Source organism: Plantactinospora sp. DSM 117369, from assembly GCF_053764795.1.
Window position 1 is genome coordinate 7,902,233 of the sequence record NZ_CM132446.1, and the last position, 22,329, is coordinate 7,924,561.

Sequence of the window (22,329 nt, forward strand, 5' to 3'; positions counted from 1 at the left end):
TTTCCCAGCCGGCTGACAGCCGCCTCCGAACTACCGCCCAGCGTGGTGCCGCATGGTGGGTCGGACTGACAGCAGCACTCGCCGTAACGGCGTACGCGCCCAGGGAGGGGATTTCAGCATGAGCAACCTGCTTTCCCGGAAGAAGGTCCTCGGCGGTCTGATGGCCGCCGGAGTACTCACGGTGGGTCTCGCGGCCCCGGCCGTGGCCTTCGCGGAGGACGGGACCACGCCGGCACCGACCCCGTCGGCCTCGGCGGAGAGCGGCACGACCGCTCCGGAGCACGGCAAGCGCTGGGCGGAGCAGCGCGGCAAGCTGGCCGAGCAGCTCGCCGCGGAGTTGGGGGTGCCGCAGGACAAGGTCGAGGCGGCGTTGGCGAAGATCAAGGAGCAGCACCGGGCCGAGTGGAAGGACCGGGTCGAGCAGCGCGGCAAGGGTACGCCCGACGCGCGGTCGAAGGCCGATCGGGAGGCCATGCTGAAGGAGCGGCTCGACAAGGCGGTCTCGGACGGCAAGCTGACCCAGGAGCAGGCCGACGCCATCCTCGCGGCGGTCAAGGCCGGCGTCTTCCCCGCCTTCGGCGGCGGACACTGGGGTGGCCTGAAGCACGGCGGCCCGGCCGGTGCCCCGGCGGACGGCGGCGAGTCGGGCACCCCGGCCACGAAGTAGTACTCCCGGCCACCGGGTCGCGCGTCCCGTCCGGCGCGCGACCCGGAACCGCCGGTCGAGTCGGGCGCAGATCGGGTGGCATCGGGTCATGGCGCCCGCCGAGTCAGGCGTCGTGGGCCGGACCGGTCGGGTCAGGCGATGCAGGCGCAGACGATGAGCGCGGCCCCGAAGTGGGTGGCGGCGCTGACCCGGGCGGCGGGATGCGGCTCGTCGGCGCAGATCACCTCGCCGAGCTTGCCGGGCGTGAGCCAGTCGAGCACCAGGAAGCCGAACGCCATGACGCCGAGCCCGATCAGTCCGAACAGGACAGTGGAGGCGAGACCCTCGGTGAAGTCGGTGTAGCTGGTCAGGATCGCGGTGAAGACGATGGCCGCGATGCCGAGTTGGTTGGCCAGCAGCAGCAACGCGGCATTGGCGTTGCGGCGTACCCAGATCAGCTCGCGCAGCCGGCCCGGGGTGAGCAGGTCGACCAGCCCGAAACCCGCGGCCATCAGGGCGATGCCGACCACGCCGAACACGATGCTCTGCCAGGCTCCCACGAGCAGGTCCTCGACCACCGACTGTCTCCCATCGCGTGTGGGCGGCCAAACGAGGGGGCCGCGTCGTCACGGACGATAACGCGGCCCGACAACCGTGGCTGACCCGTGCCCCGGGAGCACCTCCCGGCTAGAGCAGACCCAGGTAGCGCTGCCGCTCGTACGGGGTGACCTCGCGGCGGTACTGCTCCCACTCGGCGCGCTTGTTGCGCAGGAAGAAGTCGAAGACGTGCTCGCCGAGCACCTCGGCGACCAGTTCGGAGCCGGCCATCACGTCGATCGCCTCGGCGAGATTCTCCGGCAGGGACTCGTACCCCATCGCCTTGCGCTCGGCGTTGGAGAGCGACCAGACGTCGTCCTCGGCGCCCGGCGGCAGCTCGTAGCCCTCCTCGATGCCCTTGAGCCCGGCGCCGAGCAGCACCGCGAAGGCGAGGTAGGGGTTGGTCGCCGAGTCCGGCGAGCGGACCTCGACCCGGGCCGAGTTCGGCTTGCCGTACGCCGGCACCCGGACCAGCGCGGAGCGGTTCAGGTGACCCCAGCAGACGTACGCCGGGGACTCGGTGATCCGGTCCGGCAGCGCCTGCGGGAAGAGCCGCTTGTAGGAGTTGACCCACTGGTTGGTGACGGCCGTGTATTCCCGGGCGTGCACCAGCAGCCCGGCGATGAAGGCGCGGCCGACCTTGGAGAGCTTCATCGGGTCGCTGGCGTCGTGGAACGCGTTGCGCTCCCCCTCGAACAGCGACAGGTGGGTGTGCATGCCGCTGCCCGGCTGGTCGGTGAAGGGCTTGGGCATGAAGCTGGCCCGTACCCCGGTGGAGAGCGCGACCTCCTTGACCATGTGCCGGAAGGTCATGATGTTGTCGGCCGTGGTGAGCGCGTCCGCGTAACGCAGGTCGATCTCCTGCTGGCCGGGCGCGACCTCGTGGTGGCTGAACTCCACCGAGATGCCGATCCGCTCCAGCGCCAGCACCGCCTGCCGGCGGAAGTCCCGGGCCACCGCGTGGGTGGTGTGCTCGAAGTAGCCGCCGTCGTCGACCGGGACCGGCAGCGAGCCGTCGTTGGGGCCATTCTCCAGCAGGAAGAACTCGATCTCGGGGTGGGTGTAGAAGGTGAAGCCCTTCTCGGCGGCCCGGGACAGCGCCCGGCGCAGCACGTGCCGCGGATCGGCCCAGGACGGGCTGCCGTCGGGCAGCAGGATGTCGCAGAACATCCGGGCGCTCTCGCCGGAGACCCCGCCCTCGAACGGGAAGACCTGGAAGGTGGTGGGGTCGGGCATCGCCACCATGTCCGACTCGAAGACCCGGGCGAAGCCCTCGATGGCGGAGCCGTCGAAGCCGATGCCCTCGTCGAAGGCCGCCTCCAGCTCGGCGGGGGCCACCGAGACGCTCTTCAGCGTGCCGAGCACGTCGGTGAACCACAACCGGACGAACCGGATGTCACGCTCTTCCAGGGTGCGGAGCACGAACTCCTGCTGACGGTCCACCTCAACCCCTCGCACACTCTGTTCGGACCGGCCCAGCCGGCGCACGGCCTAGCGGTCCAGTCTTCACCGGTTCCGTTACGCAGACGTTACGTGAACTAGACCGGAACCGATGCGCGGGGTGGCCCGGCCTGCGTACTTACTGGGCGTTCGTCCCAAAGATAGCCCCGGGACCGACTCCGGCGCTCACCGGTACGGCGGACCGGCCACCGCCGAGCACCGGTTGGTACCGGCATCGCCCGGATCCGCGACCGGTCGGCAGCGGGTCGGCGCCCACGCGGCACGGGGTGAGCGCCACCACGGCGGGCGCCACCCGGTGCACCGAGCCGGACCGGACCGGCTGCGGCAAGATGGAGTCATGCCGACCTTGCGCATCGCCCTGGCCCAGGTCAACCCCACCGTCGGCGACCTTGCCGGTAACGCGGCCCTGATCCGGGAACGGTCCCGGCAGGCCGCCGGAGCCGGCGCGCACCTGGCGGTCTTCCCGGAGATGATGCTGACCGGATACCCGGTCGAGGACCTGGTCTTCCGGGACTCCTTCGTCGCCGCCTCCCGGGCCACCCTGGACCGGCTCGCCGCCGACCTCGCCGCCGACGGGCTCGGCGGGCTGCCGGTAATGGTCGGCTACCTCGACGCCGACGGCCCGGCCAGCGCCAACGCCGAGGCCACCCCGACCCGGGGTCCACGCAACGCGCTCGCGGTCCTGCACGGCGGGCGGGTGGTGGCCCGCTACTTCAAGCACCACCTGCCCAACTACGGAGTCTTCGACGAGGACCGCTACTTCGTCCCGGGCGACGCCCTGACGGTGGTCCGGATCGGCGGAGTCGACGTCGCGCTGACCATCTGCGAGGACCTGTGGCAGGCTGGCGGCCCGTTCGCCGTCGCCCGCCGCGCCGGGGTCGGGCTGGTCGTCAACATCAACGGCTCGCCGTACGAGCTGAACAAGGACGACGTACGCCTGCCGCTGGTCCGCCGCCGGGCCGCCGAGGCCGAGGCGACGATCGCGTACGTCAACATGGTCGGCGGCCAGGACGAGTTGGTCTTCGACGGCGACTCGATGATCGTCGCCGCCGACGGCACCCTGCTGGCCCGCGCCCCGCAGTTCGTCGAGCACCTGCTGCTGCACGACCTCGACCTGCCCGACGGCCGCGCCGACGCCTCCACCGGCACCGAGCCGGCGCAGCCGGTGCCGGCCGGCGCCCCGGAGGACATGGCCATCACCCGGGTCCGGGTCAGCGACGGCCTGCCCGCCCCGGCCGGCCCCCGGGTCACCGGCGGCGTCACCGAGCCGGTGGTCGACGAGGGCGAGGTGTGGCAGGCCCTGGTGCTGGGGCTGCGCGACTACGTCGACAAGAACGGCTTCCGCTCGGTGGTGCTCGGCCTCTCCGGCGGCATCGACTCCTCCCTGGTCGCCGCGATCGCGGTGGACGCGCTCGGCCCGGAGCGGGTGGCCGGGGTCTCGATGCCCAGCCAGCACTCGTCGGAGCACTCCCGGGACGACGCCGCCGAGCTGGCCAAGCGGACCGGCCTGGACTACCGGGTCGAGCCGATCCAGCCGATGGTCGACGGCTTCCTGGCCAACCTGTCGCTCTCCGGGATGTCGGTGGAAAACCTCCAGGCCCGGGTACGCGGGGTGCTGCTGATGGCGCTGTCGAACCAGGAGGGCCACCTCGTGCTCACCACCGGCAACAAGAGTGAACTCGCGGTCGGCTACTCCACCCTCTACGGCGACTCGGTCGGCGGCTTCAACCCGCTCAAGGACGTCTGGAAGAGCCTGGTCTGGAAGCTGGCGAACTGGCGCAACGCGGAGGCGGTCCGGCGCGGCGAGACGCCGCCGATCCCGGAGAACTCGATCCGCAAGCCGCCGAGCGCCGAGCTGAGCCCCGGCCAGCTCGACAGCGACACCCTGCCGGACTATTCGGTCCTCGACGCGATCCTGGTCGGCTACGTCGACGGCGACCAGGGCCGGGACGACCTGGTCGCGGCCGGGCACGACCCGGAGGTGGTGGACAAGGTGCTGCGGATGGTCGACATTGCCGAATACAAGCGCCGGCAGTCCGCACCCGGTCCGAAGATCTCGATCAAGGCGTTCGGTCGGGACCGCCGGCTGCCGATCACCAACCGGTGGCGGGAACGGAGTTGACCCGTCCCCGGGTGTGAAAACCCGCACTCTTCCCTGCCGCAGCCGCACCGAGCGGTGGGACGATCGGCAGTGACCCGGGGACCGCGAACGCGGCCTCGAGGCGAGAGGAGACAGCGATGTCCGAGCACCAGATGGCGTCCGCCCCGGCCGAGGTGGCGACGCTGTACGGCGGTCCGGCGACCCGGCGGGTACGCGCCCGCGACCTGGTCGCCGCCAAGGAGCGCGGTGAGCGGTGGCCGATGCTCACCTCGTACGACCAGTACACCGCCGCGATCTTCGACCAGGCCGGAATACCGGTGCTGCTGGTCGGCGACTCGGCGGCGAACAACGTCTTCGGCTACGAGACGACCGTGCCGGTCACCGTCGACGACCTGCTCCCCCTGGTCCGTGCGGTGGTACGCGCCACCAACTACCCGCTGGTCGTCGGCGACCTGCCGTTCGGCTCGTACGAGGAGGGGCCGGCCCAGGCGCTGCGCACCGCCGTACGGTTCATGAAGGAGGGCGGCTGCCACGCGGTGAAGCTGGAGGGCGGCCGGCAGGTGGCGGAGCAGATCCGGACGATCACCGGGGCCGGCATCCCGGTGATGGCGCACATCGGGTTCACCCCGCAGCGGGAGCACGCCATCGGCGGCTACCGGGTGCAGGGCCGGGGCGACGCCGCCGACGAGGTGGTGGCCGACGCGCTCGCGGTCGCCGAGGCCGGAGCCTTCTCGGTCGTCCTGGAGATGGTGCCGGGCGAGGTGGCCAAGCGGATCACGCACGAGCTGGCGATACCCACCATCGGGATCGGGGCCGGCCCGGACACCGACGCCCAGGTGCTGGTCTGGCAGGACATGGCCGGGCTGCGGTCCGGCCGGATGCCCCGGTTCGTGAAGCGCTACGCCGACCTGCACGGCACCCTCACCGAGGCGACCCGGCGGTTCGCCGCCGAGGTCCGGGACGGCGAGTTCCCCACCCCCGAACACACCTTCTGATCCCGGCCGCTCGGGAGGGCTGCCCGCCCCCGGTGGTCCTCCCGAGCGGGCCGGACCGGCCGCCGCCGCGCTCAGATGTCGGTGACCCGGATTCCGGCGTGCGCCTTGTAGCGCTTGTTGATCGCGATCAGGTTGGCGGTGAACGCCTCGATCTGGTGCGCGTTGCGCAGCCGCCCGGCGTAGACACCGCGCATTCCGGGGATCCGCGCGGCGAGCGCGCCGACCAGCCCGACCAGCTCGCGCTCCTCGGTGCAGATCAGCACGTCCAGCTCGATCCGGTCGACCTCCGGGTCGGCCAGCAGGGGGGCGCTGACGTGGTTGAAGGCCGCGCAGACCCGGGAGTCCGGCAACAGCGCCGCGGCCTGCTGCACGGCGCTGCCCTCCTCGACCCGCAACGGGTACGGTCCCTGCTTGTCGAAGCCGAGCGGGTTGACGCAGTCCACGACCACCTTGCCGGCCAGCGGCTCGCGCAGTCCGGCGACGGTGTCCCGGTGCCCGTCCCACGGCACCGCGATGACGACGATGTCGGACCGGCTGGCCACCTCGGCGTTGTCGCCGCCGGAGATCGTCGCGTCGGCCGGCATCCCGGGCAGGGTACGGAGTTCCGCCGCCGCCTGCTCGGCCCGGGCCGCCGAGCGGGAGCCGATGAGTACCGGCTGACCCGCCCGGGCCAGCCGGTAGGCCAGGCCCCGTCCCTGGTCGCCCGTGCCGCCGATGATGCCGACGGTGAGTCCGGTGACGTCCGGCAGCACACTCGCGTCATATGCCATGCCGGAATCCTCGCAGACCGTCGGGCGCATCGGCGGCGCCGGGCCGGACGGGGTGGTGTACCCCGGGGGGTTGTCACCGCACCGGAACGCCCCGTGGGGCGTTCCGGTGGGAACTCAACCCATCATCTTCCGCGCGGTCGCCCTGGTGGCCTTCCGCGCCGGCGCCTTGGCCGGAGCCTTCCGCGCCGCGGCCTGCTTGCCGGGTGCCTTCCGGGCGGTGACCTTCTTCGCCGCCGTGCCGGTCCGCTTCGTCGCCACGGTCGCCCGCTTCGCCGGAGCCTTCTTGGCCGTCGCCCGCTTCGCCGGGGCCTTGGTCGCGGTTGCCCGCTTGGCCGGCGCCTTCTTCGCGGTCACCCGCTTGGCGGGGGCCTTCTTCGCCGCCGTGGTGGTCCGCTTCGCCGCCGCAGTCGTCTTCCGCGCCGCCGCAGTCGTCTTCCGCGCCGCGGCGGTGGTCTTCTTGCCGGCCGTGGTCCGCTTCGCCGCGGTGGCGGTCTTCCTGCCCGCCGCGGTCGTGCGCTTCGCCGCGCCGGCGCGGCCTGCCGCCGCCCGCGTGGTGGTCTTCGCGGTGGCCTTCTTCGCCGGTGCCCGCTTTGCCGGTGCCTTCTTCGCCGCCGTCGCGCGCTTGGCCGGGGCCTTCTTCGCGGGTGCCTTCTTGGCCACCGACGAACTGGCGGCCTTGCGGGCCGGGGTGCCCTTGCTGGCACCCACGGTCCGGCTGCGCGCCGCGGTCTTCTTGCCGGCAGCGCTTCTCGCTACCGAGCGGGTGGCCCTGGTTGCTTCGGCCATCTGTGTTCCTCCTTGCGGGACATGCTCTCGGGGGTCTCCTCGCGGAGCACCACGGAGTTTTCGACGCGGGCTGTCGCCGCGCCGGTCTAGCGCTCCTCCCCGGCCCAGCGGGCATCCTCGGCGTCCCACGCTTCGTTGCGCTGCTGCACCCGCTGCAGCGCCTGCTCCGCGTCGGCTCCCGAGGCGTACGGACCGAGCACGTACCTCGCCGGGCAGACGTCGGCACCGGTCTCGACCCGGTGATGACGGATGCACCAGAAGTACTGCACATCACTCCCGCTGTCGCTCATGGGGTAACTGTGCACGGCAAACCGCCCAAGCGCTACCGTTTCACGCAAAATGACAGAGCGACTTCCACAGTAGACCGCATCGGATTACCGTCGCCCGGGAAACGGCAAAGTGCCGCCGTACGGGGGAAAGGCATTCTGCGGCAAGGGATTCACCGCTGTCAGCGGCCCGGGAAGGCGGCGCGGACGGGCTGCCCGAGCGCGGGAAAAATTTCCCCCGCCGGTGGGACCGAACTCCCGCTTCATCGCCCTGACCTGCCACTTCGCGGCGCGGAATGGAGCACAATTCGCGGTGTGGACGGCATGCGGCCCTCGGGTGGGACAGGACGGCTCGGCCGGGTCCTGTCAATCGTCGCGTTGACCATTCTGCTGCTGCTCGTCGGCAGCGCCGCGCACACCATTATGGGTATCGCGACCGAGCCCTCGATCGAGGAACGGGCCCGACAGGAAGCGGTACGGCAGGCTGCCCTGATCGGTGACGCACTCGTGCACGGCGTTGGCGACAGCGCCGCCGAACTCGGACAGACCGCCGCGCGGAGCGGACGGGTCGACGTACTCAGCGTCGACGGCACCGACCGGCGCCACTCCCCCGGCGTACGGATGGTGTTCCGGGTGCATGTGGCGATGTCCCGGCCCGCGATGGCCGGACGGAAGCAGACCGAGGTGCGGATCTGTTTCCGTCAGGTCGTCGACCAGGAGCGGGCGGACTTCTCCCGGACCGAGGTGCCCTGCCCGGACAGCCTGCTGCCCGGGATGACGCCGACAGCGGCACCGACCCACCCTGCCGGCCACCCCGCGCCGACACCCGGCACCGACCCGGCCGGCGCCGCCGACCCGACCGGCGCGCCCAACTCTGCCGACGCGCCCAGCCCGGCCGCCGGACCGGGCGGCTGATACCGGCCCGTCGGAAGCCGGAACGGCGGGGACCGGGGCTCTGGTGGACCGCGTCGCGGCGCCCGGGGCGGTCGGTCCAGCCCGTTGGCCGCTGGTTATCGTCCTCGGCATGGCCGTCCCGGAGTACGTCGCACGGATCCGCAAACTCGTCGGGCACGACCTGCTCTGGCTGCCCAGCGTGAGCGCCGTGGTCTGCAACGACGTCGGAGAGCTGCTCCTCGGTCAGCGGTCCGACGACGGGCGCTGGTCGGTCGTCAGCGGCCTTGTCGAGCCCGACGAGCAACCCGCCGAGGCGCTGGTCCGGGAGGTCTTCGAGGAGACCGGCGTACGGGTGCTGCCGGAGCGGGTGACGAGCGTACTGGCACACCCGCACACCTATCCCAACGGCGACCGGTGCCAGTTCCTCAACATCGGCTTCCGTTGCCGGCTGCTCGACGGCGTCGCCCGGGTCAACGACGACGAGTCGGTCGCGGTCGGCTGGTTCGCCCCCGACCGGTTCCCGCCGCTCGACGAGCACGCCAGGACCACGATCGCGCACGCGCTCACCCCGGCTACCGCCGCGAGCTGGTTCGCCCCGGACTCGTCCGCCTTCTCCTGGGGCGCCCGGCCGTGACCCGACCGGCCCCCGTTCCGGCTCCGCCCGGGCGCAACCCGTCGCCCGGTGTCGAGACCGGTGCGCGGCGTTCGGCCAACGCCTGGATCTCGATGTGCGACCTGTGCGCGGCCGGGTTGTAGATTTCGTCGAGCGGACCCATCACCGCCCGGCCGACGCCGCGGCGACGCGCCCGGGCGACCAGCCAGCCGAGCCCACACAAGACCACGGCGAGCGCGCCGGCCAGCATCACGAACGGAACGATCTGCTCCACGGCACGGAGTCTAGGGGTACCACCGACACCGGGAACCACCTCGTTCCCGGAGCGACCGGAGTCGGCGGGATCGATCGGCCGGGAAATTCGGTGGCGGATGGTGGGGCGGAGTCGTAGTCTCGCGGCGCCCCGACTCTTCGAGGAGGTCGACGACATGGTGTGCACCGTTATTGGCGCGATAGCCATCACCGCGACGACGCGCGGTCGCGCCGCGAGCTGACCTCCGGGCACTCGCCCCAGCGGCTCCCGCCGGCCTCTTGCGCCGGCTGAGCCGCCGACTCCTCGCGTCGTAGCGGTCCGCTGGCCGCGGAAACCCTCCGCGCCGCCAGCCGTTGGCGCCGGTGATCCGGCGCCGTCTCGCACCGCTCATTGCGCTGAACCGAGGAGTATCCGTGGATTCCGCGACATCCTTCGAGCCGTTGACGGCGGCCGAGGGCGGACCGAGTCAGGTCATCCGTACCGGCCAGATCGTGCGGCGCGCCGCCAAGCCCTGGACCGGAACCGTGCACACCCTGCTGCACCACCTGGAAGAGGTCGGGTTTCCCGGCTCCCCCTGGGTGGTCGGTACCGGCATCGACGGCAACGGCAACGAGATGCTGACGTACGTCGAGGGCGACATCATGCACCCCCGGGCCTGGACGGACGAGGGGATCTGGCAGGTCGGCAGGCTACTGCGCGAGCTGCACACCGCCACCGCGAGCTTCCGGCCACCGCCGGACGCGTGCTGGCAGCCGTGGTGGATGCACCGGGAGGGGCCCGACTCGGTGATCGGGCACTGCGACGCCGGGCCGTGGCACATCGTCGCCCGGGCCGGCCGGCCGGTGGCGTTCATCGACTGGACCCTGGCCGGGCCGGTCGACCGGCTCGACGAGGTGGTCGGCACCGGGTGGTGGAACGCCCAGTTGCATGACGACGACATCGCCGAACGCCACCACCTGCCGGACCCGGCGGGCCGGGCCCGGCAGCTACGGCTGTTCCTGGACGGCTACGAGCTGCCGGCCGCAGACCGGGCCGGCCTGGTCGACCGGATGATCGAGTTTGCCATCCGGGACTGTGCCGCCGAGGCGACCCGGGCCGGGGTCACGCCGGAGTCGACCGACCCGACACCGCTGTGGGCGCTCGCCTGGCGGGCGCGGGCCGCCGGCTGGATGATCCGGCACCGTACCCTGCTCGAACGCGCCGTCTCCGGCGGCTGACGGACCCGGAGGCCGTCGCCGCGTTCCCGCGCGTCGGCGGCCTCCGGCCGCCCGGTCGTCAGCATGCCGGGACGGCGATCGGCTTGCGCATCCGGACCAGTCGCACGGGTACGCCGCCGGCCGGGTCCTCGACCTGCTCGACCGGTACGAACCCCGCCGCCTCGTAGAGTGGCCGGCCGGCGAGCGTCGACATCAGTTCGAGCGACCGGAAGCCCTCGGCAGCGGCGGCCGCCTCGCAGCGGGCGAGGATCAACCGGCCGACGCCCCGGCGGGTGAAGTCGGGGTGGGTGTACATCGCGCGGACCTTGGCCGGGTTTCGGGTCGGGTCGAGCATCGCCGGGTCCCGGCCCTGCGAGTGGTCACCGCCGTAGAGGGTGGCCCGGCGACTCCACCCGCCGCAGCCGGCGAGCCTGCCGGCCGACTCGACCACGAAGTAGGTGCCGTCGTCGATCAACTGGGTGTCGATGCCCATGATCGAGCGGCTGGACTCGATCTGCGCCTCGTCGAGGAAGCCCTTCTGTAGCTCGGCGATCGCGGCGTCGATCAGCGGCAGCAGCTCTGGTACGTCCGCATGCCGGGCGAGACGGCTGGTCAGCGTCATGGCCCTCCTCGCAGGTAGCCTCCGTCAGGCCGTCATTCAACCAGCCCGCGCGCTGCACGGTCCGCCCGTGGCGTCGGTGGCGGGGTTGGTCGTCGGGTCCGACGCGGGGTCGTACGGGCAGGCATCCCCTCGTACGCGGCCTGTCGAGCTGCCCCGCTTGCGCGCCCAGGCGCGTTCGTCAGCGTCGGTGGACGATCGTCCGCTCGGCATCGGTAGAACCGCCGAATCGAGGCGGGCCAGTGGATGATGGGGTGTCGTTGACATCGACGAGGACGCATCTGAAGGATGAGTATGGACACCACCCACCCGGTCCACCCGCCGTCAGAGAGAGGACTCTCTGCACCGCCACGGTCAGCCGCGTCCGGCACGCCCGCCCGCACATCGCGGTTGGGCTGGTTGGACGCGTTGCGCGGCATCGCGGCACTCGTCGTCGTGTTCGACCACTCGTCGTACGCCTTCATGGCGGAGCTGCGACCGGAGTTGACGGCTCAGTTCAACACCAGCAGGTACGGCATCATGGTGTTCTTCCTCGTCAGCGGCTACATCATCCCCGCGTCGCTGGAACGCAAGGGCTGCGTCAGGACGTTCTGGATCGGACGGATGTTCCGCATCTACCCGCTGTGGGTGGCTGTCGTCGCCGCGCTCCTCGTGGCGAGTCTGCTGGGCGTCGCGAACATCCGTGACTTCGGTGAGCAGAGCCTGGCCACGGTGGCCCTCGCCCACCTCACGATGCTCCAAGAGCTGCTGAGTACGCCCAATCTCCTCCTCGTGCTGTGGACGCTGTCGTACGAGATGGCCTTCTACCTGCTGGTCGTGGCTCTCTTCACCGTCCGCCTGCACCAGCGCTCGACGGCGGTCGCCGGCATCTTGGCCGTGCTTGCCGCCGCGAGCGTGGCGGCCGGCCTCACGCTGCCGGCCTCGGCCCTCTCCGACAGGGTCGGCACCGGCCCGCTGATCGCGGTTGCCCTGATCGCCATGGTGATCGCCGTCTGCTGTGCAAGCGCCGGATCACCCGCGTTCCGGCTGTTCGGTGGCCTGGTGGGCGGGGTGCTGGCACTCGTCCTGGTCCCCTTCAACGGCACGGTTCCAATGTGGGAGGGCCTGGTGATCCTCGCCGTCATGTTCCTCGGCACCGCCATCTACCGGGCCGAGAGCGGTCAGCGCACCTGGCGGGTCGCGGCCTGGACGGCCGCCGTGGTGCTCACCTGCGCCGTGGGGAGTGCGTACGCGTCCGGCGACGGGGGACATTTCACGCGGCGCGGCTGGATCGCGGCGTTTCTGCTGGCCGTGCTCACCTTCGGCGTCGGGCTGACGTTGCGGCACCGACGGGTACCGGGCTGGTTGATCGGATTGGGCACGATCAGCTATTCGGTCTATCTGGTGCATCCGGTGCTGCTGGCGGTGACGGACGGCACGATCGGCCGGTGGCAGCAGAACAATCTCGCGCTCGAAGTGGCGTTCTATGCGGTCCTGATCCCGCTGTGCGTACTGACCTTCCGCTTCGTCGAAGCGCCGAGCCAGACCTGGGGCCGTAAGTTGGCACGCCGCGTCCAGCCGCCATGATCACGACTTTTACCGGGTTACGACGGACGAGTCGACCTGTACGCCGATGAACCTCGGCCCGCAGGGCCCTGCCCGTCTCCGTCAACCGCTGGTCCAGGCCGCAGCGGGCGTGACCCCTCCGGGGTACCAGGCCGGCGACACCTCGTCGTGCGGCACCCGGCGACGGACCGGTGGCAGGAGGCTGTGCCGAGCCCGCCACCGGCCGACGTCGCGACGACCTACCTGCTGACCAGCCGGACGAGGTCCACCAGGCGGTTGGAGTAGCCCCACTCGTTGTCGTACCAGCCGATGACCTTGACCTGAGCCTTGTTGACCGCGGTGAGCTTGCCGTCGATCGTGCAGCTCGGCCCCGAGTTGACGATGTCGCTGGAGACGATCTCGTCCTCGGTGTAGGTGAGGATGCCCTTCATCGGCCCGTCGGCGGCCGCCTTGAAGGCGGCGTTGACCTCTTCCGCCGTGGTCTCCCGCTCCACCTGCACGATGAAGTCGGTGACGGAGCCGGTCGGCACCGGGACCCGGAAGGCCATGCCGCGCAGCTTGCCCTCCACCTCCGGCAGGACCAGGCTCGTCGCCTGGGCCGCACCGGTCGAGGTCGGCGCGATGTTCACCGCCGCGGCGCGGGCGCGCCGCAGGTCGACCGTGCCCTTACGGGTCACCGCGATCTGGTCGAGAAGCTGCTGCTCGGTGGTGTACGCGTGGATCGTCGTCATCATGCCGCTGACGATGCCGAAGTTCTCCAGCAGCACCTTGGCCATCGGCGCCACACAGTTCGTGGTGCAGGAGGCGTTCGAGATGATGTGGTGGTTGGCCGGGTCGTAGCGGTCCTCGTTGACGCCCATCACGATCGTGATGTCCTCGCCCTTGGCCGGCGCGGAAATGATGACCTTGCGGGCGCCGGCGGCCAGGTGCTGCTTGGCATCGGCCGCGTTGGTGAACCGTCCGGTCGACTCGACCACGACGTCCACGCCAAGCTCGCCCCAGGGAAGCTGTGCCGGGTTCGTCTCGGCGGTGGCCCGGAAGGACCGGCCGTCGACCGACAGCGAGTCCGCGGTGTGCGAGACCTCGGCCTTCAGCGGCCCGAGCACCGAGTCGTACTTCAGCATGTGTGCCAGGACGTCGGTCCCGGCAAGGTCGTTCACCCCCATGATCTCGATGTCCGTGCCGCTCTCGAGTGCGGCGCGGAAGAAATTGCGACCGATTCGACCGAACCCGTTGATGCCGACCTTAATGGTCATCGGAAGGCTCTCCCCATGTCGACTACTGTGAACCTGACACTGTCGAGCGTCGTTGCTGAGCAGCGCCTACCGCCGCCGATCCGGTCACATCCGGCCCGGGCAGCTCTCTCAATCTATCGTCTGCGATTTTCGGCCGGAGAACGCACTCGGCACGGCCGCCGCAGGGCCCGGGATCAACGCACGGGCGCCGGTCCGACCATGACGTCCCGGACCCCGGTCAGAATCGCCGCGACGAGATCCCGGGAGGTTCCCCGGCCACGCAGCCGGAGCGTGCCGTCGTCGAAAGCCCGCAGGTAGAAGCGGTGGCCGAAGCGGTGGAATCCGCTCTCCCACCGCACCTCGCCGTCGCTCGGGTCGTCGCTGCCGGAGACGTAGAGCGAGCGGTCGGCGGTGATGTGGTTGAACGCCCAGGCCGATTCGGCCTGCCGGGACAGCTCCGGACGGTCGGCACGGAGCCGGGCCAGGGCCTCCGGGTCGTACATGCCGAGCCGGTACGCCCGAACGGCGACATGGTGCAGCCGCCGTGCAAGCGCGGGAAGGTCGTCCTCGACGGGCATGTCGAACTGCAACGGTGCCCACTGGTTCATCGAGGTGACGTAACGCCCCCACCGGGCGCTGAACCGGTTGGACGACATCAGCCGCAACGGGACGGACGTGAGGCCGGTCGCCCGCCGGATCGCCATGGCGTACGCGGCGAGGAAGACGCTCGCCGGGGAGATGTCGGCCCGCCGTGCCAGGTCGTACGCGGTGGTGGCCAGGCCGGGGCAGCAGAGGCTGGCCTGGAGGGTCTCCGCGTCGGGTGGCGCCGGATCGCCCATGGCGCTGGAGCACGCCGGTGGCAGGCAGGCCCGCCAGTTCCGCAGCGCGGCCTCGTTCTTCGCCGCGAACGTCGGCGAGCGTTGCTCCTCGGCCATCGTGACCAGGCTGTACGTGTCCTCCTCGACGGCATTGCCGGCCGGCGTACGCAGCTGGGCGGAGAGGTCGGCCTGCAGGACCGCTTGGCCACCCCCGTCGGCGACGATGTGGTGGTTGACGAAGACCAGGTACGCCGCGTGCCCCCGGGCGGTGAGCACCCGCGCGCGCCAACCGGTGCCGCGTTCGAGGTCGAAGGGGCCGCTGCCGAGCTCGGCCAACGCCGCCGGTACGTCCTGGGTCGCCAAGTCCACGACATCGAGCTCCAGGTCGCCGTCGGGCTGGACCAGTTGCTCGGGCCGGTCGGGATCGGTGAGTTGGTACGTGGTACGCAGCGACGGGTGCCGGCGGACCAGTCGCTGCATTGCCCGCCGGACGCCCGCCACGGCGGTGCCGTCGGGCAGCGGCCAGACGGCGGAGACGTTCGCCTCCGCCCAGCGCGCCGGAGGCAGGGTGCGTACGTCGCGCCAGATCGAGAGCTGCCCGAAGGAGAGCGGTCCGTTGCGTTGCATCTATGCCTCCACGCCGGTGAGCTGCTGCCGGCTCCGCAGCACGGTGACCGTCAGCACGGCGACGACGAGGACCGACAGGCCCGCCGCGACGAGGTTGGCGCCCTGCCACCCGACCGAGGCGAACACCGCGGCGGCGGAGAGCGACGCCAACGCGCCCATCGACCCGACGGACGCCTCCACCGCGCCCTGGACCCGGCCACCCGCGCCCTGCGGGTAGCACCGCACGACGTAGGTGCTGCCGGCGACGTAAAGGAAGTTCCAGCCGACGCCGATCAGGGCGAGCGAGATCGTGAACTCGACCACGCCGGTGCCGAGCGAGCCGACGACGCCGCCGACCGCCAGGATCCCGGCGCCGAGCAGGCCGGTCCAGTGTGCTCCCCATCTGGTGGTGATGGCGCCACTGAACAGCGACGGGCCGAACATCCCGACCATGTGCCACTGGATCATCAATGCGCCCGCCGAGAGCGCGTGTCCGGCGTGGCTACTGCCGATCGGCCCCATCGCCATGAGCATCGTCATCACCACCGAAGCCGTACCGAGCAGCAGGAAGGCCATCCGAAAGTCCCGGGTCGAGGCCGCGACCCGGATCGGCACCGCCGGCACGGCGGGCTTGCCGGCCGCCGTGCCGGCCGGGGCTCCGCTCGGCCGGACCCACAGCACGAGCAGCACGACGGCCGCCGCGAGGAGACTCACCAGCAGGTACGAGCCGGCGAACTCGGCCGCGAGGAGCCCGCTGCTGGCCGTCGCCCCCCACGGGCCGAGGAACGCGGCGGCGAGGCCCCCGCACAGCACGATGCTCAACGCCCGGGCCCGGCCGCCGGTGGGTGCCCGGTCCGCCGCCAGGTAGCGGAAGTAGCCGCCGGTCGCCTTGTAGAGACCGACCACCGCGGTGCCGAGGCAGAGCGCGAGGAACGACTCGGTGATGGTCGCCCACATGCAGATCAGGCCGCCGACGACGGCGGTCGCGGCCCCGCACAGCAGCACCGTACGGTGTCCGAGCCGGACGCTGAGCGTGCCGGCCAGGTACGACGCGACCGTGGCGACGACCGTCATCACCGTGAGCGGCACCGTGGCGAGTGCGGTGCTCGGGGCGAGATGGAGGCCGACCACAGCGGTGAGGGTCAGGTCGACCGCCAGGCCGCCATAGTAGAGGAACTGACAGGTCGTCAGGATCCACAGCTCGGTCGTGAAGACCGAGGTCCGCTCGGGGGCGTCCGTCAGGGCCGTCCTGCTCTTCGTTTCCACGGTTCAACCTTCGGAGTCGGTGCCAGCCTTCATGGCGCCGGCACGGGCGGCGGACTGTGCTTCCTGGAAGCGGTTGCGCTGGGCGGCCGCCCACGCGTTGCTGGAGAGCAGACCGGTGGTCGAGTTCCGGAACCGTGGCGCGACGAACCTGGCGAACAGGTCGAGGCTCTGCCTGGTCCGTTCCGGACTCGCCCAGTCCATGATAGAGATGAGAAGGCAGCCGAAACCGCCGCTGAGTTCACGCAGCTTCTCGATCCGGGAAACACAGTCGTCGACGTCTCCGGTGATGATTCCGCCGGCCTCCACGGTGGCGTCGAATGCCTTGCGCGCGCCGATGCCACTCGTGGCCATCGGCATCCCCATAGTTCCCACCCACAGTTCGGCGCGCTGCCGGAGCCATCCGTCGTAGATGTCGTCGAGAGCCTGCTGCCGGGTCTGCGCCACGTGCACCGGCACCAGCAGGCGCCACGATTGGCGGGAAGCCGGATGACCTGCCTCGCTCGCGGCCGACTCGTAGTAGCCCCATTGCTCGGCGAGCCGCTCGATCATCAAACCCTGACCGGGCCTCACGATACCCCACGGAGGGGCCACGTACGAGAGCGCGCCGACCCCGGTACGGCCCGCCAACCGCATGCCGAAGGGCGAGAGCGCACTCGCCACCGCCACCGGAAAACCGGCCGGATCGAATGGTCGTAGCTGGATGCGTCCGTCCCGGAGTTGGAACCAGTCGGAGCTGCGGCTGACCACCTCGCCCCGCAACAGCGGCAGCACCGTCTCCAACGATTCCTCGGTACGCCGTCGGGTGTCTCCGGGATCGATCCCCAGCATGTGCATGTCGGAGGTGACCGAGCCGGCCCCGACACCGAGGATGAACCGCCCCCGGGTGAGGTTGTCGAGCTGCATCGCCCGCTCGGCGGCCATGAACGGATGGTGGTACGGCAGCGTCATCACACCGGTCGCCAGCTTGATCCGCCGGGTACGTTCGGCGGCGGCGGCGATGAACAGCTCCGGCGAGGTGATGGTGCCCCAGCCCGCCGAATGGTGTTCGCCCACCCAGAACTCGTCGAAGTTGAGGTCGTCGGCGAGCTGCGCCAGGCCCAGGTCGCGCTGCAACAGCAGGTGCGGGTCCTCCCCTGGCGGATGCAGCGGAGAGATGAAGCAACCGAATCGCAGGGTGTCCACCGCGGTACGTCCTTTCGATGACTGTTGCAGGTCCGGTACGAGGGTCAGAGGCCGCCGGCTATCGCCACCCGCTGGATCTGGTTCGTGCCCTCGATGATCTGGAGCAGCTTGGCCTCGCGCATCCACCGCTCGACGGGATAGTCGCGGGTGTATCCGGATCCGCCGAGCACCTGCACCGCGTCCGTGGTGACCCGCATCGCGGTGTCGGTGGCGAACAGCTTGCATTTCGCCACCTCGGTGGAGATGACCCGTCCACCGTCCTTCATCCTGGCCACCGAGAGCAGCAGCGCGCGGGCCGCCGCGATCTGGGTGGCCATGTCTGCCAGCAGGAAGGAGACGCCTTGGAAGGAGATGACCGGACTGCCGAACTGCACCCGCTGCTTGGCGTAGCCGCACGCGTGGTCCAGCGCGGCCTGGGCGATGCCGAGCGCACACGCGGAGATCCCGAGCCGGCCGTGGTCGAAGACCGAGGCGGCCACCAGCATGCCCCGGTTGCGCCGGCCCAGCATCCGGTCGGCGGACACCCGTACCTGGTCGAATCCGACCTGTGCGGTCGGCAGTGCCCGGACGCCCATCTTCCGCTCCGGCGCGGCCGGCAGCACGCCCGGGGTGGACGCGTCGACCAGCAGGCAGGAGAGGCCACCCGGCCCGGCCGGTCCGGTCCGGCAGAAGACGCTGTACCGGTCCGCCACTCCGCCGTGGGTGACCCAGGCCTTCGTACCGGTGATCACGTAGTCGTCGCTGTCGCGCTCGGCCCGGGTCCGGATCGCGGCCAGGTCGGAACCGGCCTCCGCCTCGGACATGCAGGTGGCCCCGAGCCGGTCACCCGCGAGCATCGCCGGCAGGACCGACTCGCGCAGCTCGTCGGAGCCGAAGGCCGCGATACCGTGGCAGGCCAGCACATGTACGTGGGCCGACTCGGCCACGGCCAGCCAGCCGTACGCCAGCCGCTCCAGCACCTGCACGTAGAACTCGTACGAGAGGCCGGCGCCGCCGTACCGTTCCGGAAACGGCAGACCCAGCACGCCGACCTTGCCGAGCAGCTTGACCAGGTCCAGGGGGTAGGTTCCGGACTCCTCGCCGGCGGCCGCCCGTGGGGCCAGTTCCTCCTCGGCGATCTGCTCGACCAGCGCGAAGAGTTCCGCCTCCGTGTCCGAGGCGAACGTCCGGGCAACCTTCATCGCCGGTTCACCGCCCGCCCCGCGACCACGGCGCGCTCTCCGGCCAGCGCCGGGCGACCTGGCTGACGCAGTAGTCCCAGTACGAGCGGATGGCCAGGTCGCCGTAGATGAAGTCCCGCTTCCCGGCGATGTCCTCGACGGTCGAGCTGTGGTAGCCGGCGGACACCTGTTCGGCCAGCAACTGGAGCCGGCAGGCCCGTTCGAGCAGGTGCGCGGCGACCGTGGCGTGTTTGATCGACTTCCCGACGATCAGCCCACCGTGGTTGCGCAGCAGCAGTGCGGGGTCATCGGAGAGCGACTTCGCGACCGCCTGGCCGGTGGGCGCGTCCAGGATGGTGTTGCTGGTCATCGTGAACCGGCCGAGCCGGTCCTCGAAATATGCGCCGTCGTGCGACACCGCCCGCAGGTCCAGGTCGGTGGCGCCGAAGACCAGCGTGTACGGGGCGTGGCTGTGCACCACGGCGTTCACGTCCGGGCGGGCCTGATAGACGGCCTGGTGCAGGGCAAGTTCGGGTGGGGCCAGCGGCGGCGGCGCGACGGCGAAGTCGATCGGCGCGAGGATCACGTCCTCCGGCCGGCACTCGTCGAAGCCGGTGAGCGCACCCTTGATCAGCATGACGTCGGAGCCGGGCATCCGGGCGGACACCTGCCCCTGGTTGAAGTCGTCGTGCCCACCGATCGACAGCGACCGGGCGGCGATCGCGACATGGCCGCGCAGCCGCACCGCGGCCGGAAGGAGCGCTCCGGTTCCCGGCGTGGTCATCGGATTGCCCGCGTGCTCATTGAACCCCCTGCTGGTTGTCGAACCCCTGGAGAAACGCGCGATCGAACAGTTCCCCGATCTCCACCAGCCCGGCCGGCGCGTCGTGCGCCCATCGCGCGGCCACCATGGCGCCGTACACCGCGGCGCCGAGTCCGCGTACGTCGTGGTGCAGCGCGAGCGCCTCATGTTCGAAGGTCAGGTCGATCCGGTGTTCGCTGACCCGGTGCCCGGCCCGGTACGAGGCGACGTCGTCGACCGGGACGCCGGCGCTGGCGGTCCACCGCGCCGCGAGCGCCGAGGCGGATGCCGACGGCCGGTCCGCCTTCGCCGGGGTGTGCCGTTCCAGGACGCTGGCCCGGGGCCGTTCCGGCAACCGCCGGGCGACCCGGCCGGCGATTCCGACGAGGTGGGCCTGCAACCAGTGCCCGACGGAGAGGTTGACCGCCCGGACGACGGGCACCTCCCGGGCGAGGTTCGCCATGATCGCGCCGGCGTCGGCGGTCAGGTCCGAGGCGCAGACGACGAGGGCGGCACCGGCCCGGCGGCAGAGCTGCGCCGACCGGGGCAGCACATGACCCCGGCTCGCGTCGACCACCACCGTGACGTCAGCCCCGTCCGGCCAGTGGTCCCGGGTCGCGGCGAAGCCCACCGGGACGTCCCGCCGTCCGCACTCGGCCACGATCCGCGAGCCCAGCCGTCCGGTCGCGCCGACGACGCCGAGCCGTAGCGGATCACCGCGCATACACGCCGCCCTGTTCGGCGACGTAGTCCGCGATCTCGCGTACGGTGCCCAGCTTTCCGGCCGCCTCCTCGAGATCGATGTAGACTCCGAACTCGTTCTCGATCGCGTCGATGAGCCGCAGGTACGACAGCGAGGTGAGCCCGATCTCGGTCAGCACCGTCGCGTCCTGGGACAGTTGCGCGCCGGACACCGTGCCATCGCTGGCCTCGACGACCAGTTCGGCGATCCGAGTGGCCATCGGGTTCTCGCCCATCGTTGTCTCCTTTCCTCCGTGCCGGCGGGACCGCCGGTCATGTTGCTGGGCCACGGCCCCGGGCCAGCTCTCGCAGGGCGCTCATCCGCGGCTTTCCCAGGCTGGTGACCGGCATCTCCGGCACGACGAGGAAACGCTCCGGCACCTTGTACGGCGCGAGCCGACCGAGGCAGTGCGCCCGCAACTGCGCCGGGTCGGCCATCACCGCTCCGCTGAGCGCGGCGACCAGCATCGGGTCGCCGTTGCCCTTCTCGACGGTGAAGACCGCGACCGCGACCGTGCCGGGCACGGACAACAGCGCGGTGCGCACCTCGGCGGCGTCGATCTTCCGGCCGCCGATATTGATCGCCTTGCCGGTCCGGCCAGCCAGGAAGAGCCGGCCGTCGCGGAGGAACCCCTCGTCGCCCGTGTGGAACCAGCCGTCCGCGTCGCGCCTGCGCTCGAAGTGTCCGGGGACGTTGAGGTAGCGGGTGCCCATGGAGCGGCTCCGGACCCGCAGCTCGGTGACCGTGGTCTCGGCGCCCGGGAGGTCCCCGGCCGGCCCGAAGTCGAACTCGGCACCGGGCAGCGGGAAGCCGAGCCCCGCGTCGGGGGCGGGATCGGGATCGAAGGTGAGCGGGCCGGTCTCCGCTACGCCGTAGTAGTTGCAGACCGCGAGATCGTGTCGGGCGAGCAGCGCGGCACGGGTCTCGGTCGACAGGGGCGCGGCGGAGGAGAGCGCCACGGTGAGCGCGGCGAGTTCGGGGATGGCGATGTCGCGCCGGAGCAGCGAGTCGTACAGTGCCGGAAACCCGGTCAGCCGGCTGGGCCGGATCTCGCGCAGGAACCGGGCCACATGACCGGCGCTGGGCATCCCCGACGGCAGCCAGAGCGCGGCGCCGGCCAGGAACGCCGGCAGCAGCGAGGTGTTGAACGCCAGGCCGTTGAACAGCCCGGCGAAGCAGAGGATCCGGTCGTCCGGACCGGTGCCGGAGGCCTCGTTCCAGGCGGTCGCGGCATTGAGTACCGCGGTGCCGGAGAACTCGATGCAGCTCGGCATGCCGGTGGAGCCGGAGGTGAATCGGCACACCTCGGTGTCCGGGTGCAAGTCCGGCCGGACGGACCCGGCCGGACGGTACGCCAGCGCGGAGGTGACCGAGAGGCCACCCAGCTCTCCGGCGTCGCGCAGTCCGGACAGCGGCAACTCCCGGTCGTGGACCAGCAGGTCGATGCCGCAGCTCCCGATGACCGCGTCGATCTCCTGGGGGCCGAGCACTGGATCGAGCAACAGCGGCACGGCGCCTGCGCGCAGGCAGCCGAGGTAGGCAGCGACGTACCGGGGTGAGTTCGCGGCCGAGATGACGACCCGGGGACGATCGGCGGGATCCGGCCACCCGGCCGGCGCCAGGGTGGCCCAGGTCTGTCGCAGTCCCCGGGCGAACTCCGCCGCGGCCTCCGCAAGTTGCCCGTACGTCAAAACCTCGCGCGGACCGCCGACGGCCATTCGGTCCCGATGCGTCGCGGCCTGCCGCTCGAAGACGTCGTGCAGGATCCCCATCGGC

Annotated in this window: 22 protein-coding genes; 7 read left to right on the forward strand and 15 right to left on the reverse strand. The window is 71.2% G+C overall.

What is annotated here, in order from left to right; all coding sequences use genetic code 11:
• Positions 1 to 118 precede the first annotated feature (118 nt).
• Positions 119 to 667, forward strand: a complete 549-nt coding sequence (locus tag ACSMXO_RS33600) for a hypothetical protein (protein WP_346257977.1) — start codon at positions 119 to 121, stop codon at positions 665 to 667.
• 131 nt (positions 668 to 798) lie between these two features.
• Here the strand turns inward: ACSMXO_RS33600 and ACSMXO_RS33605 are convergent, their stop codons facing one another.
• Positions 799 to 1,224, reverse strand: coding sequence for a DUF350 domain-containing protein (locus tag ACSMXO_RS33605; protein WP_455415156.1), 426 nt, complete (start codon positions 1,222 to 1,224; stop codon positions 799 to 801).
• Between the two features lie 109 nt (positions 1,225 to 1,333).
• Positions 1,334 to 2,686, reverse strand: a complete 1,353-nt coding sequence (gene glnA, locus ACSMXO_RS33610) for a type I glutamate--ammonia ligase (protein ID WP_278063361.1) — start codon at positions 2,684 to 2,686, stop codon at positions 1,334 to 1,336.
• 355 nt (positions 2,687 to 3,041) lie between these two features.
• Between glnA and ACSMXO_RS33615 the strand changes: the two genes are divergently transcribed.
• Both ACSMXO_RS33615 and panB read left to right on the forward strand, forming a co-directional pair.
• Positions 3,042 to 4,826 carry an NAD+ synthase gene (locus ACSMXO_RS33615; RefSeq protein WP_455415157.1) on the forward strand — a complete coding sequence of 595 codons (1,785 nt, stop codon included), beginning with the start codon at positions 3,042 to 3,044 and terminating at the stop codon, positions 4,824 to 4,826.
• Between the two features lie 116 nt (positions 4,827 to 4,942).
• The gene (gene panB, locus ACSMXO_RS33620; RefSeq protein ID WP_455415158.1) at positions 4,943 to 5,800 is read left to right on the forward strand and encodes a 3-methyl-2-oxobutanoate hydroxymethyltransferase; all 858 of its coding nucleotides are present in this window, start codon (positions 4,943 to 4,945) and stop codon (positions 5,798 to 5,800) included.
• 71 nt (positions 5,801 to 5,871) lie between these two features.
• Here the strand turns inward: panB and npdG are convergent, their stop codons facing one another.
• The 3 genes from npdG to ACSMXO_RS33635 all read right to left on the reverse strand — a co-directional run bounded on the left by npdG (position 5,872) and on the right by ACSMXO_RS33635 (position 7,646).
• The gene (npdG, locus tag ACSMXO_RS33625; protein WP_346257980.1) at positions 5,872 to 6,570 is read right to left on the reverse strand and encodes an NADPH-dependent F420 reductase; all 699 of its coding nucleotides are present in this window, start codon (positions 6,568 to 6,570) and stop codon (positions 5,872 to 5,874) included.
• Positions 6,571 to 6,684: 114 nt separating this feature from the next.
• A complete protein-coding gene (locus ACSMXO_RS33630; RefSeq protein WP_455415159.1) occupies positions 6,685 to 7,356 on the reverse strand; it encodes a hypothetical protein in 672 nt (223 codons plus the stop codon).
• 86 nt (positions 7,357 to 7,442) lie between these two features.
• Positions 7,443 to 7,646, reverse strand: coding sequence for a hypothetical protein (locus ACSMXO_RS33635; RefSeq protein WP_107261704.1), 204 nt, complete (start codon positions 7,644 to 7,646; stop codon positions 7,443 to 7,445).
• A 354-nt stretch (positions 7,647 to 8,000) separates the two neighbouring features.
• Here ACSMXO_RS33635 and ACSMXO_RS33640 point away from each other — a divergent pair, with 354 nt between their 5' ends.
• The 3 genes from ACSMXO_RS33640 (at position 8,001) to ACSMXO_RS33650 (ending at position 10,599) form a co-directional block, all read left to right on the forward strand.
• Entirely contained in the window at positions 8,001 to 8,537 is a 537-nt protein-coding gene (locus ACSMXO_RS33640; protein ID WP_455415160.1) for a hypothetical protein, read from the forward strand.
• 109 nt (positions 8,538 to 8,646) lie between these two features.
• The gene (locus tag ACSMXO_RS33645; protein WP_346257983.1) at positions 8,647 to 9,150 is read left to right on the forward strand and encodes an NUDIX hydrolase; all 504 of its coding nucleotides are present in this window, start codon (positions 8,647 to 8,649) and stop codon (positions 9,148 to 9,150) included.
• 645 nt (positions 9,151 to 9,795) lie between these two features.
• Positions 9,796 to 10,599, forward strand: a complete 804-nt coding sequence (locus tag ACSMXO_RS33650) for an aminoglycoside phosphotransferase/kinase family protein (RefSeq protein ID WP_346257985.1) — start codon at positions 9,796 to 9,798, stop codon at positions 10,597 to 10,599.
• Between the two features lie 58 nt (positions 10,600 to 10,657).
• Here ACSMXO_RS33650 and ACSMXO_RS33655 read toward each other — a convergent pair whose 3' ends face one another.
• Positions 10,658 to 11,200 carry a GNAT family N-acetyltransferase gene (locus ACSMXO_RS33655; protein ID WP_346257986.1) on the reverse strand — a complete coding sequence of 181 codons (543 nt, stop codon included), beginning with the start codon at positions 11,198 to 11,200 and terminating at the stop codon, positions 10,658 to 10,660.
• Positions 11,201 to 11,596: 396 nt separating this feature from the next.
• Between ACSMXO_RS33655 and ACSMXO_RS33660 the strand changes: the two genes are divergently transcribed.
• A complete protein-coding gene (locus ACSMXO_RS33660) occupies positions 11,597 to 12,763 on the forward strand; it encodes an acyltransferase family protein (protein WP_455415161.1) in 1,167 nt (388 codons plus the stop codon).
• Positions 12,764 to 12,981: 218 nt separating this feature from the next.
• Here ACSMXO_RS33660 and gap read toward each other — a convergent pair whose 3' ends face one another.
• The 9 genes from gap to ACSMXO_RS33705 all read right to left on the reverse strand — a co-directional run bounded on the left by gap (position 12,982) and on the right by ACSMXO_RS33705 (position 22,325).
• Positions 12,982 to 13,998 carry a type I glyceraldehyde-3-phosphate dehydrogenase gene (gene gap, locus ACSMXO_RS33665; RefSeq protein WP_346257988.1) on the reverse strand — a complete coding sequence of 339 codons (1,017 nt, stop codon included), beginning with the start codon at positions 13,996 to 13,998 and terminating at the stop codon, positions 12,982 to 12,984.
• Positions 13,999 to 14,171: 173 nt separating this feature from the next.
• The gene (locus ACSMXO_RS33670) at positions 14,172 to 15,422 is read right to left on the reverse strand and encodes a condensation domain-containing protein (protein WP_455415162.1); all 1,251 of its coding nucleotides are present in this window, start codon (positions 15,420 to 15,422) and stop codon (positions 14,172 to 14,174) included.
• Complete coding sequence (locus ACSMXO_RS33675) at positions 15,423 to 16,667, reverse strand: MFS transporter (protein WP_346257990.1); 1,245 nt, start codon at positions 16,665 to 16,667, stop codon at positions 15,423 to 15,425. It abuts the gene before it with no gap.
• Between the two features lie 3 nt (positions 16,668 to 16,670).
• On the reverse strand, positions 16,671 to 17,849 hold the full coding sequence (locus tag ACSMXO_RS33680) for an LLM class flavin-dependent oxidoreductase (RefSeq protein ID WP_455415163.1): 1,179 nt from the start codon (positions 17,847 to 17,849) through the stop codon (positions 16,671 to 16,673).
• 44 nt (positions 17,850 to 17,893) lie between these two features.
• Positions 17,894 to 19,030: an acyl-CoA dehydrogenase family protein gene (locus ACSMXO_RS33685; protein WP_455415164.1), complete on the reverse strand. Its 1,137-nt coding sequence runs from the start codon at positions 19,028 to 19,030 to the stop codon at positions 17,894 to 17,896.
• 7 nt (positions 19,031 to 19,037) lie between these two features.
• Positions 19,038 to 19,793, reverse strand: a complete 756-nt coding sequence (locus ACSMXO_RS33690) for a class II aldolase/adducin family protein (RefSeq protein ID WP_346257993.1) — start codon at positions 19,791 to 19,793, stop codon at positions 19,038 to 19,040.
• Positions 19,794 to 19,809: 16 nt separating this feature from the next.
• Positions 19,810 to 20,535, reverse strand: coding sequence for a dihydrodipicolinate reductase C-terminal domain-containing protein (locus tag ACSMXO_RS33695; protein WP_346257994.1), 726 nt, complete (start codon positions 20,533 to 20,535; stop codon positions 19,810 to 19,812).
• A complete protein-coding gene (locus ACSMXO_RS33700; protein WP_346257995.1) occupies positions 20,525 to 20,788 on the reverse strand; it encodes an acyl carrier protein in 264 nt (87 codons plus the stop codon). Before ACSMXO_RS33700 ends, ACSMXO_RS33695 begins: the two co-directional genes overlap by 11 nt.
• A 37-nt stretch (positions 20,789 to 20,825) precedes the next feature.
• A complete protein-coding gene (locus ACSMXO_RS33705; RefSeq protein WP_455415165.1) occupies positions 20,826 to 22,325 on the reverse strand; it encodes a class I adenylate-forming enzyme family protein in 1,500 nt (499 codons plus the stop codon).
• Between the last annotated feature and the right edge of the window lie 4 nt (positions 22,326 to 22,329).

Excerpts from the sequence above, each read along its gene's own strand:
- ACSMXO_RS33600 (WP_346257977.1), top strand. The coding sequence starts at position 119 with ATGAGCAACCTGCTTTCCCGGAAGAAGGTCCTCGGCGGTCTGATGGCC.
- ACSMXO_RS33615 (WP_455415157.1), top strand. The coding sequence starts at position 3,042 with ATGCCGACCTTGCGCATCGCCCTGGCCCAGGTCAACCCCACCGTCGGC.
- panB (WP_455415158.1), top strand. The coding sequence starts at position 4,943 with ATGTCCGAGCACCAGATGGCGTCCGCCCCGGCCGAGGTGGCGACGCTG.
- npdG (WP_346257980.1), bottom strand. The coding sequence starts at position 6,570 with ATGGCATATGACGCGAGTGTGCTGCCGGACGTCACCGGACTCACCGTC.
- ACSMXO_RS33630 (WP_455415159.1), bottom strand. The coding sequence starts at position 7,356 with ATGGCCGAAGCAACCAGGGCCACCCGCTCGGTAGCGAGAAGCGCTGCC.
- ACSMXO_RS33635 (WP_107261704.1), bottom strand. The coding sequence starts at position 7,646 with ATGAGCGACAGCGGGAGTGATGTGCAGTACTTCTGGTGCATCCGTCAT.
- ACSMXO_RS33645 (WP_346257983.1), top strand. The coding sequence starts at position 8,647 with ATGGCCGTCCCGGAGTACGTCGCACGGATCCGCAAACTCGTCGGGCAC.
- ACSMXO_RS33655 (WP_346257986.1), bottom strand. The coding sequence starts at position 11,200 with ATGACGCTGACCAGCCGTCTCGCCCGGCATGCGGACGTACCAGAGCTG.
- gap (WP_346257988.1), bottom strand. The coding sequence starts at position 13,998 with ATGACCATTAAGGTCGGCATCAACGGGTTCGGTCGAATCGGTCGCAAT.
- ACSMXO_RS33670 (WP_455415162.1), bottom strand. The coding sequence starts at position 15,422 with ATGCAACGCAACGGACCGCTCTCCTTCGGGCAGCTCTCGATCTGGCGC.
- ACSMXO_RS33685 (WP_455415164.1), bottom strand. The coding sequence starts at position 19,030 with ATGAAGGTTGCCCGGACGTTCGCCTCGGACACGGAGGCGGAACTCTTC.
- ACSMXO_RS33690 (WP_346257993.1), bottom strand. The coding sequence starts at position 19,793 with ATGACCACGCCGGGAACCGGAGCGCTCCTTCCGGCCGCGGTGCGGCTG.
- ACSMXO_RS33695 (WP_346257994.1), bottom strand. The coding sequence starts at position 20,535 with ATGCGCGGTGATCCGCTACGGCTCGGCGTCGTCGGCGCGACCGGACGG.
- ACSMXO_RS33700 (WP_346257995.1), bottom strand. The coding sequence starts at position 20,788 with ATGGGCGAGAACCCGATGGCCACTCGGATCGCCGAACTGGTCGTCGAG.
- ACSMXO_RS33705 (WP_455415165.1), bottom strand. The coding sequence starts at position 22,325 with ATGGGGATCCTGCACGACGTCTTCGAGCGGCAGGCCGCGACGCATCGG.